12 protein-coding genes and 1 tRNA gene are annotated in these 17510 nt (G+C 41.5%); 6 read left to right on the top strand and 7 right to left on the bottom strand.

All coding sequences use genetic code 11. From position 1 onward, the window contains the following. Positions 1-18: 18 nt before the first annotated feature. From BUA53_RS05285 to BUA53_RS05265, 5 genes are all read right to left on the bottom strand, one after another. Positions 19-405 carry a hypothetical protein gene (locus BUA53_RS05285; protein WP_072834203.1) on the bottom strand — a complete coding sequence of 129 codons (387 nt, stop codon included), beginning with the start codon at positions 403-405 and terminating at the stop codon, positions 19-21. A gap of 86 nt (positions 406-491) precedes the next feature. Beyond that, positions 492-1877, bottom strand: a complete 1386-nt coding sequence (locus BUA53_RS05280) for an adenylosuccinate synthase (RefSeq protein WP_245793016.1) — start codon at positions 1875-1877, stop codon at positions 492-494. Then, positions 1870-3183 carry a RagB/SusD family nutrient uptake outer membrane protein gene (locus BUA53_RS05275; protein WP_072834202.1) on the bottom strand — a complete coding sequence of 438 codons (1314 nt, stop codon included), beginning with the start codon at positions 3181-3183 and terminating at the stop codon, positions 1870-1872. Before BUA53_RS05275 ends, BUA53_RS05280 begins: the two co-directional genes overlap by 8 nt. Before the next feature lie 19 nt (positions 3184-3202). Beyond that, positions 3203-6163 (bottom strand): SusC/RagA family TonB-linked outer membrane protein, encoded by a 2961-nt coding sequence (locus BUA53_RS05270; protein ID WP_072834201.1) that lies wholly within the window; start codon positions 6161-6163, stop codon positions 3203-3205. Positions 6164-6270: 107 nt separating this feature from the next. Then, a complete protein-coding gene (locus tag BUA53_RS05265; RefSeq protein WP_072834200.1) occupies positions 6271-8502 on the bottom strand; it encodes a RelA/SpoT family protein in 2232 nt (743 codons plus the stop codon). A 211-nt stretch (positions 8503-8713) separates the two neighbouring features. On the opposite strand from BUA53_RS05265, the gene BUA53_RS05260 reads away from it, so the two are divergent. Together BUA53_RS05260 and tig are read left to right on the top strand one after the other, a co-directional pair. Continuing rightward, positions 8714-8795 (top strand) — tRNA-Leu (locus BUA53_RS05260). A 107-nt stretch (positions 8796-8902) separates the two neighbouring features. After that, positions 8903-10273 carry a trigger factor gene (gene tig / locus BUA53_RS05255; protein ID WP_072834199.1) on the top strand — a complete coding sequence of 457 codons (1371 nt, stop codon included), beginning with the start codon at positions 8903-8905 and terminating at the stop codon, positions 10271-10273. Between the two features lie 67 nt (positions 10274-10340). On the opposite strand, the gene BUA53_RS05250 is transcribed toward tig, so the two are convergent. Continuing rightward, the gene (locus BUA53_RS05250; RefSeq protein WP_072834198.1) at positions 10341-10526 is read right to left on the bottom strand and encodes a hypothetical protein; all 186 of its coding nucleotides are present in this window, start codon (positions 10524-10526) and stop codon (positions 10341-10343) included. Between the two features lie 187 nt (positions 10527-10713). Here BUA53_RS05250 and BUA53_RS05245 point away from each other — a divergent pair, with 187 nt between their 5' ends. The 4 genes from BUA53_RS05245 to BUA53_RS21165 all read left to right on the top strand — a co-directional run bounded on the left by BUA53_RS05245 (position 10714) and on the right by BUA53_RS21165 (position 13907). Beyond that, positions 10714-11415: a ClpP family protease gene (locus BUA53_RS05245; protein ID WP_072834197.1), complete on the top strand. Its 702-nt coding sequence runs from the start codon at positions 10714-10716 to the stop codon at positions 11413-11415. A gap of 23 nt (positions 11416-11438) precedes the next feature. Next, positions 11439-12113 (top strand): ClpP family protease, encoded by a 675-nt coding sequence (locus BUA53_RS05240; RefSeq protein ID WP_245793015.1) that lies wholly within the window; start codon positions 11439-11441, stop codon positions 12111-12113. A gap of 304 nt (positions 12114-12417) precedes the next feature. Next, the gene (gene clpX / locus BUA53_RS05230; RefSeq protein WP_072834195.1) at positions 12418-13665 is read left to right on the top strand and encodes an ATP-dependent Clp protease ATP-binding subunit ClpX; all 1248 of its coding nucleotides are present in this window, start codon (positions 12418-12420) and stop codon (positions 13663-13665) included. Positions 13666-13730: 65 nt separating this feature from the next. Further along, positions 13731-13907, top strand: coding sequence for a hypothetical protein (locus tag BUA53_RS21165; protein WP_175546020.1), 177 nt, complete (start codon positions 13731-13733; stop codon positions 13905-13907). A 120-nt stretch (positions 13908-14027) separates the two neighbouring features. Here BUA53_RS21165 and BUA53_RS05225 read toward each other — a convergent pair whose 3' ends face one another. After that, on the bottom strand, positions 14028-17390 hold the full coding sequence (locus tag BUA53_RS05225) for a vitamin B12-dependent ribonucleotide reductase (RefSeq protein WP_072834194.1): 3363 nt from the start codon (positions 17388-17390) through the stop codon (positions 14028-14030). Between the last annotated feature and the right edge of the window lie 120 nt (positions 17391-17510).

Below are 17510 nucleotides of genomic sequence, written 5' to 3'. Positions count from 1 at the left end.
GTATTTAAAAAATTGAAATTAAAAGTCATCATCTTCATCATCAAAGCTTTCTGAATCATTAAACAGATCCAGGTCTTTGAAATCTTCTGTGTCCTCCACCTTAAAATCTTCCTCTTCTTCTGCCTTAGATCCACCTTTTCCTTTTCTTGATTTGGGAAGATCAAACTCTTCAAAATCAGGATCCCACTCATCATCATCTTCCTCTGCACCATCTACATCATCATCCTCATCATCGTCGTCATCATCGCTAGCCTTCTTTGAAGATTTTTTAGGTGCAATGTCCTCATCGTCAAGATCCTCATCATCTTCAACCTTTTTGGTTTTAGATGGTCGGCCTTTTGCCTGTGCTACTATCGTTTCTATCAAGGTTTCTGAGGTAATGTCCTCGGTTAAAATAACTGCCATAACATTATTTGATTGCGCTGTAAAATTTGGGTTAAGATTTTAAACCGCCAAATTTTGAAAAAAGTTTTTTTACCTGTTGATATTACTCAATAAACTTTCACTATCTGGTCCCTTCCTGGGCCATTGGAAATATAATGAACTTTTGCCTGCAGGTTACTATTTATAAAATCAATATAAGTATTCATTTCTCCAGGCAAGTCTTTCACCAGCTTGATCTGGGTAGTATCCATCTTCCAGCCTTTGAAGGTTTGATAGTTAGGTTCTATCTTGCATTGAGTCATTTGAAAAGGTACTTGTTTGCTTTCTTTACCATTTACATTATAAGATGTACAAATTTCCAGCTCTTCAAAAGCATCGAGCACATCCGCCTTTGTCATTACAATCTGGGTAACACCATTTAACATACAGGCATAATTCAAGGCAACAAGGTCCATCCATCCGCAACGGCGGGGACGGCCGGTAGTAGCTCCAAACTCATGCCCTATTTTACGCAACTTTTCTCCTGTTTCATCTTCAAGTTCTGTAGGAAAGGGACCACTTCCTACACGGGTGCAATAAGCTTTACTGACACCAATCACTTCACCTATTGTTTGTGGTGCTACTCCAAGGCCGTTGCAAACGCCTGAAGAAATTGTATTGGAAGAAGTAACAAAAGGAAATGTTCCAAAGTCAATATCCAACATACTTCCCTGGGCACCTTCAGCTAATACTTTTTTGCCTTGTGAAATATGATCATTGATAAAATATTCACCATTTACAATATTTAAAGTCTTTAAGAATTCCACCGCATCAAAGAATTCTTCTTCCCATGCAGAGATATCCTCATTAAAATTGTAATTATCCAACAGCTTCTGATGTTTTAACCTCAGTTTGATATAGGACGTTGTGAAGCTCTTATGCAACAGGTCTCCTACTCTTAGACCATTTCTACCCGTTTTGTCCATATAGGCAGGACCAATTCCTTTTAATGTGGAACCGATCTTATCATTGCCTTTTGACATTTCTGCAGCCTTATCAAGGGCTCGGTGTGTAGGTAGGATTACATGCGTACGTTCAGAAATAAAAAGATTTTGTTTTACATCTACTCCAAAAGATGCTACTGTTTCACATTCTCTTCTTAATGTGACAGGATCAAGGACTACTCCATTTCCAATTAAATTGATAGTGCCCTGGTGAAAAACTCCTGACGGTATTTGGTGTAAAACAACCTTTTTATTTTCTTCACCCACATATAGCGTATGCCCTGCATTAGGACCACCCTGGAAACGGGCAATAATATCATACTTTGAAGCAAAATAATCTACTATTTTACCTTTTCCCTCATCACCCCATTGAAGACCTAGAATTACGTCAACCATAAAATATTTTGTATAAATAGAAAAGCGTGGCAAAAGTAATTGAACAGGGCTAATAGGGAAAATAAAAAAAGCCCCCCTTCCGGGGGTCTTTTTAATAATAAAGGCTTTATTCATTGGCAGGTATAGGAAATTGTATCCATACATCATCACCTGGCCTATCGATGGGTAATTGATTCAATAGATTATATCTCCTCAGATCGATCCATCTATGCCCTTCCCCAAACAGGGAATACCTGCGTTGTTTTAATATTTCTGTGATCAGGCTATTGGTATCATTACCCCCGGCATAAGGGCCTAATCCGGCAGCAGACCTTATTTTGTTGATAGCTTTATTAGCTTCAGCAGGATCGTTGGTTTGTGCTTTTACTTCTGCATAGATCAATATTAATTCCTCGTTACGTATAATAGGAATCGGGTCAATGTTTGATTTATAGAGAAAAAAATCATAATTACTTTTCAGATCATCCTGGAAAGCTTCTGATGTGCGCAATAAGGTTTTGTTGATAACTCTCTTATCTCCTGCTTCCGCATCAGTAATAAAACGTGGCTGCACTACCCTGGTTTCGCCGCTTGAGTTTGGCGGAAAATACATAGCATTTAACAGATCACCACCTGCAATGGAATACATATGATAAACACCAGCATTTAAATCACCATTGAGATCCAAAAAAGATTCCTGTAGAGCCGTGTTGGCAGCCATCCAATCCTGCTTATATATATAAACCCTGGCTGCCAGGGCCCTGTTGAATTTGGAAAATTCAGCGGCTTTTTGTGAATACAATGTTGTATGAAAAGGAAATTCAACCAAATTGTTCTTTAAATCCGTATTTGCTTCATTCAGCAAGTTAATGATAGCATCTATACCCTGCTCCCGGCTTAGGAAAGGTCCTAAATGGTCAGGGTCCTTTACATCCACCCGTAGCCCGTTATTGTATAATAAATTTGAGATCAAAAGATATTGGTATGCCTGGACTGTCTTTGCGTAGGCTATACCAGCCTTACGCTGTTCACTGGTTATAGGAGCCTTTGTATTCGTTAGGGCATCAATCAGAATATTGGCATTTTTAATGGCCCTATACCGTGCAGCAAATGGGTTTGTAATATAAAAAGTGTTACTATCTAATTGGGCAGTTCCTTTTCCTAACAGGTCTGAAGTAAACCTTGGATCTGAAGTTGAAAAACGATAATATTCCCTTCCAATAACACTCACATCATCATAATAAAAATTCATGTTGATCCTGATACCCGATTCTGTACCATCTACCAGGTTTTGAATTTCACTGAGTGTTCCCTTAGCTGCTATTGCAGAAGGACTGGGATTGTTAGGATCCTGTATAGGTTCAACTTTACAGGAATAAATAAGGATAACCAAAAAAACTAACCTAATGATCATCCTGTTTTTAATTAAAAAGATTTTCATGATTGAGTTAGTTTAAGGTTTAAAAATTTACGGTTAGCGTGAAGTGAAAGCTTTTTGAGGATGGATAAGGTGTCACTTCCACATTGCTTGATATAGCATTGGAGCCAAAATTGGAAACTTCGGGATCGTAGCTACTGTAATTAAATATATTGATCAGGTTCCTTGCTGAAACACCCACCTTTACATCGGCAATGTTCTTAAAGACATGTTTGGGGATTCTATAAGTAAGACCCAGTTCCCGTACCCGGAAATAACTAGCATCTTCTACCCACGGCCTTGCAGTGGTGCCAAGAGCTGCTAAGCGGAATTTCCCATTTGTCAGTTGTTTTGCCGGGTCCAGGGTCATGGCATCATAATCAGGAGAAGTACCAAAAATATCGGACAACAAAGTACTTAGGTTGATATTATCGCCACCTTTCTTCCAGTGCATCAACACACTCAGTTCAAAGTTTTTGTAAACAAGGTCCTGGTAAGAGGATAAATTAAAATCAGGTTCCCCATCCCCATACACTGCTACTCCTGATTGCGGATCCACTTTATCTGAAGGCCCGCCAATGCCTACTATCTGTGTGGGACTTTTGTCTTTTTCAATGCGGTAAGTTCCCAATGTTGCACCAAAAGCACCAGTGTTAAATGCAGGCACATCCAAACGTGTCACCTTGGCTTTATTTTTCCAGAATGCAACTGTAAAATTCCATTGCAAGTCTTTATTAAGCACAGGTGTAGCATTTAAAGCAAGCTCAACACCCTGGTTGCGTATAGCTGCTACATTTTTCCAGGCGAAAGAAAATCCTGAAGAAGTAGCCACAGCAACGTTGAATATCAGATCCTGAACTGTCTTCCTGTAATAAGTTGCTTCAAGCGATACACGGTTATTAAAAGCTCCAATATCAAATCCACCTTCCAGTTCTTTTTGTCTTTCGGGCACAAGTGCTTCATTACCTCTGGTAGTAGTGATCAAAGAACCTGTAGACCCTCCAAATACTGCTGAAACCAAGGGAGAATAAATGGCACCAAATGGTGCAAAGTTTCCAGATTCTCCATATGCTGCTCTCAACTTTAATTGGCTTAAAGTGGAAGCATTCCAGGTGGAAAGTTTATGCAGGTTGATAGCCAGGGCACCCTTAGGATAATAGTACAATTTATTAGCATCACCATTACGGGATGACTTATCCCCCCTCATACCCAAGGTTAATAAAACCAGATCCCTGTAGTTCATTTCCTCTTGTACAAAAAAGCCCCTGTCTTTCTGAATCGTTTTTGTTTGTTGCACTTCAATAGCACTTGCCTGGTTTAAATTTGTTTGTGTTCCTATTAGCTGCGTGGCAGTATTTACTACATTGTCCTGGTCAAGATTTTCAGAAGTTAAACCGGCCTGTGTAGTGAACTCAAGATTTCCGGACAATTTAAAATTATGAACCAGTATACCTCCGAAGTTGGTACTCTTATCAAGGGTTGTGCCGTAGATGGAAGCGCCGTTGGTACCATTCCCATCCTTTTCAAATTGCAATTCTCTTGGGAAAATTGCAATAGTATTTAAAGTATAATTGTCCATTCCGGCCCGTGCAATGAGCCGAAGACTATTCTTTGAAAAATTAAAAATTTTCCAGGTAGCAGTACCGCCCAACAGTATGCGGTCTACATGTTCCCTGTTGGTCATCAGGTCACGTGTCTGTATGAAATTGGAAGGAGCAAAAGGATTATTAGGATAATTTCCATTTGCATCAGGGTAAAGATTCACCCAGGAAGGCGTTGACACAAATGAAACACCAAGAGTAGTGCTGGTATTATCATTGTTAAAAAAGCCTCTGTCTGCATTGGATGTAACATAGTTTGCACTGAAATTCGCGTCTATGAAACTGGTAACTTTCTGATCGAGATTCAATCGTACGGAAGTTTTTTTATATCCTGTACGTTTCACAATGCCTTCATCATCTTTACGTGTAAAACCCGCATAATAAGTTGTGTTTTCATTACCACCGCTGATGCTTACCCTGGTATTATTCATCAACCCTTTATTTCCAAACAATTCCTTTTCATAATCAAATATTTGCCCATTAGCTCCCCGGAATAACGGTACGGCACTTGCACCATACGATGCCAGCACTTTATCCTCGGTCCACTGTCGTTGTCCCAGTTTCTTGAGCTGCATCTGCACCCCTATGGAATGAGAAAGTTCTATGCGTGGCTTGCCCGACCTACCTCTTTTAGTAGTGATCAACACAACACCTGCTGCAGCACGGGAACCATAAATTGCAGCAGCAGAAGCTCCTTTTAAAATTTCAATACGGTCGATGTCTTCAGGATCCAGGTCAGCGATTCGGTTAGAAGGGTTATCCTGGAAATTTGTATTTCCCTGTCCCGCCGCTTTGGAGATGGAATTTAAACCGGGGTTGATACTTGAATTATCATAATACACTCCATCAACAATAAACAGGGGTTGAGAATTGGCAACTAATGAAGTGATACCTCTTAACTTGATGGAAATACCACCTCCGGGCGCTCCGGAATTAGCAGAAATATTAGAACCAGTGAACTTGCCGTACAGAGCTGCATCCATTGTGGGTTGTACGGTTGTACCTACAAGTTGTTTCGATGTAATAGTTGAAACAGCATTACCCAGGTTGCTCCTTCGAACAGAGCTTGCTAAACCTGTCACTACAATTTCATCCAGTTTACCAACATCCTCTTTCATCTTAATCACAAAACTCTCGCCTACTTCTACGACAGGAACTGTTTGCCTGGCCAATCCTACATAGGTAAATTCTAGTGTACCGGTTTTTTTAGGTATAACCAGGCTAAACTTTCCATTAGCATCTGTGCTCGTAGCAACGAAAGAATTAAGGTGTATAACACTAACCCCTGGCAAGGGATTATTTGTTGCATCTGTAACTGTTCCGGAAATGGTGAACTGTGCTAAAGAAAAAAAAGGTAATAGAACATTACAGAGCAAAAACAGAAGGTTAATTTTCTTGCTCATAACAAAAGTTTTGATTGAAACGACAGTAAAAACGGCCGCCAACCAGGCCAAATACCCGGCTATCTTTTGTATGGCAAGATTTATAAATTAAATGCTGCGTAACTCATCTATATGTTTTCCATTTCGTATCTATCTACTTTCTGTATTCCCGGCAATTTCAACAGGCGTTGTGCCAATTCATCCAGCTCTTCCTTATCATGTACATAAATCCTGATATTGCCTTCAAATAACCCCTCCTTCGCCTCAATTGTCAAGGCATTAATATTTAGCCGTAGTTCTCCCGATATAAGGTTGGTAATTTTATTAACAACACCTACGTCATCCAGACCAATGATCTTCAGACCAGTAAGGAAGGATATCTCCTTATTCTTGGCCCATTTTGTTTTCACTATCCTGTGGCCATAATTTGACATTAACTTGGCAGCATTGGGACAATTGGTGCGGTGAATAGTCAAACCTTTACCTGTAGTAACAAATCCAAATACATCGTCACCTGGTATAGGCTTGCAGCAATTAGCAAGGTTATACATGATGCGGTCACCACTTTCACCAAAAATGATAAGTTCTGATTCCTTTTTTGCTATATGAGGATGGTATTCCGGCTTGGGCTCCAGCACTCTGACAGGCCTGGGAGCTTCCAGCCTATCACCAATTATTTTGAACTCTTTTAGCTCTTTCAGATCAATAGACTTGACAGCCACCTGGTAGTAAAGGTCAAGAGGGGCAGCCAGTTTATAAAAGCTTACCAGTTCATCAATATTATGCGAGTTCATTGATGCGCCCAGTCCTTCGAGTTTACGCTGAACAGTATACTTGCCTTCGTCAGCCACTGCTTTTTTCTCTTCCTTTAAAGAGTCCTTGATCTTAGTACGGGCTTTTGCTGTTACTACAAAGTTGAGCCAGTCATCTGAAGGTTTTTGCTTGTTGGATGTGATGATCTCCACCTGGTCTCCACTGCGTAATTTATGACTGATGGGCACAAGTTTATGATTCACCTTGGCTCCAATACATTTCACCCCTACCTCACTGTGCACAGCAAAAGCAAAATCAAGGGCTGTCGCCCCAACAGGCAACATCTTTACATCCCCTTTTGGAGTATAGATATATATTTCTTCAGCAAGAAAGCTTCGTTTAAAATCATGAAGGAAATCCACAGAATCCACTTCCTGGTTGGCTATCACTTCCCGTATCTGTCCCAGCCACTGATCAAAGCGGTTTTCTTCATTTGCCCCCTCTTTATATTTCCAATGCGCTGCCAAACCCTTTTCGGCTATTTCATTCATCCGCTTGGTTCGAATCTGCACTTCCACCCATTTCCCCTGGGGACCCATTACTGTAGTATGAAGAGCCTCATACCCATTACTTTTTGGATTACTTAACCAATCTCTCAAACGTTCTGGTGAAGGCGTGTATTCATCAGTGATCATAGAATACACTTTCCAGCAATCTTCCTTTTCTTTTTCAGGGGGTGAATTAACAATTATACGTATGGCAAAAAGATCATACACCTCTTCAAATGAAACACCCTTCTTTTTCATCTTATTCCATATGGAATGTATGCTTTTGGGCCTGCCGTAAATCTCGAAGTCCACTCCTGCTTTGGCTAACTTTTCCTGCAAGGGCTTGATAAATTCATTGATATACCTGGTACGTTCCCGCCTTGTCTCTGCCAGTTTGCGAGCTATTTCCTTATAAGTGCCCGGCTCCAGGTATTTCATAGCCAGGTCTTCCATTTCAGTTTTTATATTATACAAACCCATCCGGTGGGCAAGAGGTGCATATACATATACCGTTTCAGAAGATATTTTTAATTGTTTCTCAGGCTTCATGCTGTCCATGGTCCGCATATTATGCAACCTGTCGGCTAGCTTGATCAAAATAACCCTGGGATCATCCGTAAGCGTTAATAATATCTTCCTGAAGTTCTCGGCTTGCTGGGAGGCATTAACATCAATGACATTAGAAATTTTCGTCAATCCATCAACAATCTTGGCGATCTCTCCACCAAATTCTTTTTGAACATCTTCCAGGCTTATATCTGTATCCTCAACAGTGTCATGTAATAGAGAACATATTGTAGAACGCACCCCAAGGCCAACTTCTTCCACTACGATCCTGGCTACAGCCAAAGGATGAAGAATATATGGCTCCCCACTTTTACGGCGCATGGTCTTGTGCGCCTCTGCCGCCATTTCAAAGGCATGACGGATCAACTTACGATCTCCAGGCTTTATCCTGGCCTTTAAAGACCTCAAAAGAGCACGGTATTCTCTCAGGATCAGCTTTTTTTCCTGCTCATCATTCAAGTTATACTTCGGTATCTGCGCTACAGTTTCCATGAAGTACGAATTTACGCATATTAGCCGCACTTCTAATTTAGAAGCCGGCAACTACCCTCCCGGGCATGTAACCATTGCAAGGTTTTTAACTATTTCTTTTCATGACATCTAAAGGATTACTTTGTTTAATTAGGTTTGAATAATTTGAAACCCTTACTTTTGCACCCCTGTTTAAGAAGAAAGATCTCCGGATCATTCTTTTAACACTGAAGCGGGTGTGGCGAAATTGGTAGACGTATCAGACTTAGGATCTGACGCCGCGAGGCATGGGGGTTCGAGTCCCTCCACCCGCACGAAAGAACAACCAATGCTCAATGTTCAACAACCACTATTCAATGTTCCAGTTTGAACATTGTACGTTGAACATTGAGCATTGCACATTTGATAATAAAATTGAATCATGGCTACAGTAACACAGCAAGAAGTTGCCCCCTTACACAAACAGTTTAGCATAACCATCAATAAAGAAGATTATCTCCCTCAATTCGAGAAGTCTTTAAAAGAATACAGTAAAAAAGCCAACATCCCGGGCTTTAGAAAAGGCATGGTGCCAGCTGGCCTAATCAAAAAAATGTATGGCTCTTCTTTATTTACTGATGAAGTTTTAAAGACAGTAGATAAGGAAGTTTTTAAATTTATAGAAGACGAGAAACTTGACATCTTTGCCCAGCCCCTTCCGGTGGACATGAATCTTGGACAATTGGATGTTAACAACCCCAACAATTATACTTTCACATTTGAAATAGGGATGAAGCCTGGCTTCCAGCTTCCTGATCTTGCCAAAGAGCAGGTAAAACGCTACAAAGTAAATGTAACGGATGAAATGCTGAATGAAGAAATAGAGAGGCTGCGCACCCGTTATGGCAATATGACGGAGCCGGAATCTGTCAGTGGGGATGAAAATGTTTTGAATGTAACATTTATTGAAACTGACGCTTCAGGTAATGAAATAGAAGGTGGTCTCAGGAAAGACAATTCTCTCCTGGTTAAATATTTTAACGAGGCTTACCGTCCTGGTTTAATAGGCAAAAAGAAAGATGATACTATTCAATTAACATTGGATGAAGCTTTTGATGCCAAAGAAAAAGAATGGATCCTGAATGACCTGGGTATTGATAGTGCTTCTGGCAAACATTTTAAATTATTGATCACTAAGGTTGGCCATGTTGAACCCCGCGAGCTGAATGAAGAATTCTTTACCCAGTTATTCCCTAATGATGAAGTAAAAACTGAAGAAGAGTTCAGGGAGCGCATCAAACAGGAATTGCAAAAACAATGGGATGCTGAAAGCCGCAACCAGTTACATCATTCCCTTTACCATGTATTGCTGGAACATACGAATATTGATTTCCCGGCCGATTTCCTGAAACGCTGGATTAAAAGCCAGGCGGAAAAGGGCGAAGAAAAAACTGATGAAGAAGTAGAAAAAGAATTTCCTGCATTTCTAAATCAATTGAAATGGAGCCTTATCACAGATAAAATGGTTCAGGAAAATGGCATCCAGGTTAGCCAGGATGACCTTCGCCAGTTTGCCAAGGATCAATTGCTTGGTTATATGGGCACTTCCACCTTGGATGAGGAACAGCAGTGGGTAAGAGATTACATCGACAGGATGATGAAAGACAGGAAATATGTAGAAGATAGCTATAACCGCCTGCAAACGCAAAAAATATTCGACTTTGCCGAAACAAAGATCAACGCAGTGGAAACACCAGTGAGCAAGGAAGAATTCATTCATTTGAATGAAGAGCACCAGCATCACCATCATTAGTATCTACGTCATGTTTATATATAAAATGGAGAATTGTTTAATCAGTTCTCCATTTTTATTTAAAACCTCAGGTCAGGACCAGCGCAGCCACAATCAATCCGGCACATAAAATCAGAAAAGCTATCAATATCTCAATCAGCCCTACGAAAAACTCCTTTTGTATCTTATTAAATAATCTTTCATCCAGGTGCCATAATGCAATAAAGGCCAGTACAATAGGAATGATTATCAATAAGTAGGTTAATAACGGCATATAGAAAGTTCAAGATAATTCATTCACAGTTTTATTGCCCGAGTTTGTACCAAAGTTAAAATTGAGCCGGGCATCTGCAATTGTTACTATACAAACAGGCAGGTGGCAAAATGTCGTGTTTTTGGCTAAGCACGGTATTTGATACCACACAATCCATTAAATTGCCTAAAATCTAATCAAAGACGATATGAGTTTTAATTCAGAATTTGAGAAATATGCCGTGAAGCACAGAGGAATGTCGAGCAATACATTGGACAGCTACGGCAAATATTTGGTAACAGCTCTTACTCCAAATATCATTGAAGAAAGGCCCATGAACGTTGCTGTTATGGATGTGTACAGCCGCTTAATGATGGACCGCATCATTTTCCTCGGCTATCCTATCAACGACGAAGTGGCCAACATTATAACCGCCCAGCTTTTATTCCTGGATTCTTCTGACAGAACAAGGGATATCAATATGTACATCAACTCCCCCGGAGGTAGCGTTTACGCCGGCCTTGGTGTTTACGACACCATGCAGTATGTTTCTCCTGATGTAGCCACCATTTGCATAGGAATGGCCGCATCTATGGGTAGCGTACTCTTGGCGGCAGGCACTCATGGCAAAAGAGCAGCCCTTAAACATGCCCGCATCATGATGCACCAACCCAGTGGTGCAATAGGTGGCCAGGCTACGGATATCGAAGTAACTGTGAAAGAAATACGCAAACTGAAAAGAGAATTGTATGAGATAGTTTGCAACCATTCCAGCCAAAGTATGGAGCGTGTAGAAACAGATTTCGACAGGGACTACTGGATGACTGCCCCTGAAGCCAAGGAATATGGACTTGTGGATGAAGTATTGCTGGTGAACCCCAGGAAGGAAAAGAAATCAGAAACTAAATAATTAACTGATAAAAAGAATAAAAGATGAGTTTTAAGAATCAATATAATTATTGGAACAGGATGCAACCACAACCCGATCCCAATACGCCTGGCACACCAGGTGAACCAGACGAGGAAGAAAAAGAAGAAAGAGCGGAAGTAGATACCAGAATGCTCTACAAACGCCTTGAAAAATACTTCTTCGAAACCCGGGCCATATATCTGTGGGGCGTTGTTGATGATAAGTCTGCAAAGGATGTAGTAACCAAATTATTGCTCCTTGAAGCTGATGCTCCCGGTAAAGAGATCAAATTCTTTATCAGTAGTCCGGGCGGATCTGTTACAAGCGGTATGGTCATTTATGATACCATGAAGCTTATAAAGTCGCCTGTAAGTACCATTTGTATGGGCCTGGCAGCTTCTATGGGAAGCATATTGCTTAGTGCAGGTGAAAAAGGGAAGCGTTTTATTTATCCTCATGGGGAAGTGATGATCCACCAGCCTTCACTTGGTGGCCATATACAAGGTGTAAGTGCAGATATGGAGATACATGCTGAACAGATCCTCCGAACAAAGGAAATGGGCGCCAGGATCCTTGCCGACAATACCGGGCAAACTATTGAGCGCATACGTAAAGATTTTGAAAGAGATTACTGGATGGATGCAGAAAAATCCATTGAATATGGTATCGTTGATAAGATACTCGACAAAATGTATTGATCTAATAATTTGACAATATTTCCATGGAACCCTGCCCCATTGGCAGGGTTCCTATTTAAAAGAAGTATTTAAAATGAAGGTCCTTCCCGGTTATTACAATCATATTGTATCCATAACCTTACTGGCCTTCATCCAATTTCACCTTTGCGGAGGTCAAATTCAACCACCTGATCCCCGGCTTCCCCTAATTGTTTCTTATAATTTAGGAAAGAAAGCCTCCCTCCTAAAGGTTTTTTCTATTTTTGTTGATTCAAATGCAGCTTTATTCTATTTAAAGCGTTCTATTAATACGAGAAATAACTAAATGGCAAAGAATATTTTACATTGTTCGTTTTGTGGTCGGAGCCGTGATGAAGTGAAGATTTTAATTGCAGGCCAGGAAGGACACATATGCGAAAACTGCGTAGAACATGCCCGGGAGATCATTGACCAGGAATTAATGGTCCGTGATGACAAATCTGCGGGTGGTTCTGCCTTTAAGCTCACCGTCAAAAAACCTATAGAGGTTAAGAAATTCCTGGATGAATATGTGATCGGCCAGGACGAGGCTAAAAAAGTGCTGGCAGTTGCCGTTTACAATCACTACAAACGTCTTCAATACAAAACCTCGGATACTATTAAGGATGAGATTGAGATTGAAAAGAGCAATATTGTAATGGTGGGTGAAACAGGTACCGGTAAAACCCTGTTAGCTAAGACCATCGCGAAATTGCTGAATGTACCCTTCACCATTGTTGATGCTACTGTTTTTACAGAGGCAGGTTATGTGGGTGAAGACGTTGAAAGTATCCTTACCCGTTTGTTACAGGTATGTAATTATGATGTGGCTGCAGCCGAAAGAGGCATCGTTTACATTGATGAAATAGATAAGATCGCAAGGAAAAGCGACAATCCTTCCATCACCCGCGATGTAAGTGGCGAAGGTGTTCAGCAGGGAATGCTGAAGCTACTGGAAGGAACTGATGTACTGGTTCCCCCTCAAGGTGGCAGGAAACATCCTGAGCAAAAGCTTATCAAGATCAACACGCAAAACATATTGTTCATCTGTGGTGGTGCCTTCGATGGTATAGATAAGATCATTGCCCGCCGTGTACAAACCAACACCATTGGTTTCAACGTGGACAAAGTGCTCCAGGAGAATATGAAAAAGAATCTCCTTCGCTACGTAAATGCCCAGGATCTTAAAGCTTTTGGATTGATCCCTGAATTACTGGGACGTCTTCCTGTCGTTACACACCTCGATCCATTAGACGCAGAAACATTAAGAGCCATTCTTACAGAGCCGAAGAATGCCTTGATCAAGCAATACATTCGCTTATTTGAGTTGGAAGGAATCAAACTTACCATTGAGAATGATGTATTGAACTTCATGGTAGAAAAAGCAGTGGAGTATAAATTAGGCGCCAGGGGCCTGCGCAGTATTTGCGAAGGTATCCTCACAGATGCCATGTTTGAACTACCATCCTCCAAGGAGAAGTTCTTCAACCTGGATATGGAATATGCCATGCGCAAGTTCGATAAGAGCAAACTTAGCTTGCTAAAGGTGGCGTAAAGATTCCTTTTCCCATTTGCTATAGCAAGACCATTAATAAAGTATAAACCCTTTAATAAGAGATCATGTTTGGATTAAATAAAGACAATGCACAAGGACAGGTAACTGAACTGGTAGACAAATTAAAATCAGAAGTTGGCCTCAGTGATGAACAAGCGCAAAAAGTAATTGAAACAATAAAAGATTTTGTTATTGAGAAATACCCGATGCTTTCGGGAGCTGTCAACAACGTTTTTAAATAATAGTATAAGGCTTCTTCGGAAGCCTTTTCTTTTTAAAATATCTATATCAAATAAAAATCCCGCCTCTCGGCGGGATTTCTTGTTCGGGTACATAGGTTTGGTTTTCCGTCCAAAGTATCATTAACTGCAACCCATGCTGTTGCCGCAGTTTAAACATTTATAACAGGTGCCGCTTCTTACGGTGATATGACCACAGGTATTACAGGCCGGCGCATCGCTTTGCATACTTTTCGCCGCTGCATTCACCGCACCAAGGCCATTCTCAGCTTTCACCGCCTGTTTTTGTGCTTTAACACTCTGTGGAGTTGAAGCAACTACTCTCAGGCTGGATAACTCCGGCTGTTTAGCAGGCTTGCCTGTTGAAACTTCAGTGGTGGCAGGTTCATCCCAATCATCAGTTCCTGTATTCATCACCTCCGGCTTGTCCAACACATGCACCAGGTCTGTGCGGTCAAGGTACTCATAACCCAATGCACGGAAGATGAAATCAACAATAGAAGTAGTTGATTTAATATTTGGATGCTCTACAAATCCTGCTGGGTCAAATCTGGTGAATACAAACTTCTCTACGAATTCTTCCAGTGGCACACCATACTGGAGACCTATGGAAATAGAGATGGCAAAACAGTTCAGCATACTACGCATGGTAGCACCTTCCTTGGCCATATCAATAAAGATCTCTCCCAACGCTCCGTCAGCATACTCACCGGTACGCAGGAAAATGGTTTGCCCGTTGATCTTGGCCTTCTGGGTGAAGCCCCTGCGTTTTGCAGGTAAGGCACGACGTTCAACAATGCTTGCCAGCTTGCGCTTCAATTGCGTGTCAGGTGAAGCCTGTACTCTCTTGTGCACTTCTTCCAGCAATTCATCTATGGTTAGTTTGCCCATATCCACAAAGCTGCTGTTCACAGTCTCAGCTTTTTCCTCTTCTGCTATGACAGTATCTTCAACTTTCTTTTTCTTATCACTTTTATTGCTCAATGGCTGTGACAGTTTTGAACCATCACGGTACAAGGCACAGGCTTTTAATCCCAGCTTCCAGCTTAATAAATAAGAGTCAGCAATTTCTTCCACCTTCGCTTCATGCGGCAGGTTGATAGTTTTGGAGATAGCCCCGGAGATGAACGGCTGTGCCGCTGCCATCATACGGATGTGGCCATGCGCATGAATATATCTTTCTCCTTTCTTACCACATTTGTTGGCGCAATCAAATACTGCCAGGTGTTCTTCTTTTAATAAAGGTGCACCCTCTACTGTCATAGTACCGCATACATAATCATTAGCAGCCTCAATTTGTTCATCAGTATACCCCAATGCTTCCAGCAGGCTCCATTCAAAATTGAAATACTGTTCCGGTTTAAAGCCTAACCGTTGCAGGCACTCTTCACCCAATGCATATACATTAAATACAAACCCGATCTCGAATGCAGAAGCAACAGCCTTATCAAGCTTTGCAATTTCTTCAGCAATAAATCCTTTTTCGCTCAGGCTTTGATGATTAATATGAGGTGCACCGGCAAAGGTTCCGGAACCCACAGCATATTTAATGATACCATCAACTTCTTTTTCACTGTATCCCAAATTCTTTAAAGCAACAGGAACTGATTGGTTAATGATCTTAAAATAACCACCACCGGAAAGCTTTTTAAACTTCACCAGGGCAAAGTCAGGTTCAACACCAGTAGTATCACAATCCATTACCAAACCGATGGTACCTGTTGGCGCTATCACAGTAGATTGCGCATTGCGGTATCCATATTTCTCACCAAGTTCCACTGCATCATCCCAGGCTTTACAGGCTGCTTTTAATAAATAATCGGGGCAATACTGCGCCTTCAGGCCCTGTGGCTTCACGCTTAATCCTTCATATACATCTGCATCATAAGCTGCCAGCCTGTGATTGCGCATTACCCGCAACATATGTTCTTTGTTCTCTTCATAACGTGGGAAAGCGCCTAATACTCCTGCCATTTCAGCCGATGTTTTATAAGCCACACCGGTCATGATAGCTGTGATAGAGCCTGCAATAGCTCTTGCTTTTTCACTGTCATAAGGAATGCCGCTCACCATCAATAAGGTACCAAGGTTGGCATATCCTAATCCTAGCGTTCTGTATTCATAACTTAACTGTGCTACTTCTTTGGAAGGGAACTGCGCCATCAGCACAGATACTTCCAGTACTGTAGTCCACAGGCGACATACATATTCAAAGCCTTCTACATCCAGTATTCCTTTTTCGAAATCATAGAATTTCATCAGGTTGGCACTGGCAAGGTTGCATGCTGTGTTGTCCAGGAACATATATTCTGAGCAAGGATTAGAAGCTCTGATCTCTCCACCTTCAGGGCAGGTATGCCATTCATTGATGGTAGTATTGTATTGTGTACCCGGGTCAGCGCAACGCCATGCTGCGTAGGCTATCTGGTTCCATAACTCACCAGATGGCACTCTCTTCATCACGCGGCCATCCGTGCGGGCTGTTAATTCCCAATCTTCACCTTTTTCTAATTTTTCAAAGAAAGCATTAGGTATGCGTACAGAGTTATTAGAATTCTGGCCACTCACTGTTCTGTAAGCCTCGCCCTCATAATCACTGGCATAACCTGCATCAATCAATGCACTCACTTTCTTTTCTTCTTCCATCTTCCAGTTAATGAACTGAACGATCTCAGGGTGATCCAGGTCCAGGCAAACCATTTTGGCAGCCCTCCTCGTAGTTCCCCCGCTTTTGATAGCACCAGCAGCACGATCACCTATTTTCAAAAATGACATAAGGCCACTGGAGGTTCCACCACCACTCAGCTTCTCACCCTCACCACGAAGGTTGGAAAAATTGGTTCCTACACCAGAACCATATTTAAAGATGCGGGCTTCCCTCACCCATAGATCCATGATACCACCATCACCAACAAGGTCGTCATCTACACTTAGGATAAAGCAGGCATGCGGTTGGGGACGTTCATAAGCCGATGTTGATTTTTTCAACTGGCCATCAACAGCATCAACATAATAGTGGCCCTGGGGCTTTCCTTTGATACCATAGCTTTCATACAATCCTGTATTGAACCATTGGGGTGAATTAGGCACACACATCTGGTTAAGGATGCTATATACCAGTTCCTCATAAAATATCTGTGCATCATCAAAAGAAGCAAAATATCCATAGCGCTCACCCCACACTCTCCAGCAGTTGGCCATGCGGTGTGCAACCTGCTTCACCGAAGTTTCTCTTCCCAATGACCCATCTGGTTGGGGCACTCCTGCTTTTCTGAAATACTTTTGGGCAAGTATATCGGTTGCGATCTGGCTCCATTGTTTCGGCACCTCTACATTGGTCATCTCGAAAACAATTTCTCCGCTCGGGTTGCGGATAACCGATGTACGGTAATCATACTCGAACTGGTCGAATACATTAATATCTTCCCTGGTAAACTTACGGGTGAACGTAAGTCCCTTCTTAGTTGCGCTGTTTTCACTTGCCATAGCTGCTTTGTTTTAAAAGGTTTTGGTGGTTTTTTTATAATTGTGGTGGACGACGAAAATATCTTTACAAGTCGGAAAAATGAAGCCAGAGATATGCACAACTGTGGATAAACCGAGTGG

This window comes from Flavisolibacter ginsengisoli DSM 18119 (genome assembly GCF_900129295.1).
GTDB lineage: Bacteria > Bacteroidota > Bacteroidia > Chitinophagales > Chitinophagaceae > Flavisolibacter > Flavisolibacter ginsengisoli.
The sequence above is the reverse complement of the archived record's forward strand: the minus strand, read 5'-3'. Positions and strand labels throughout refer to the sequence as shown.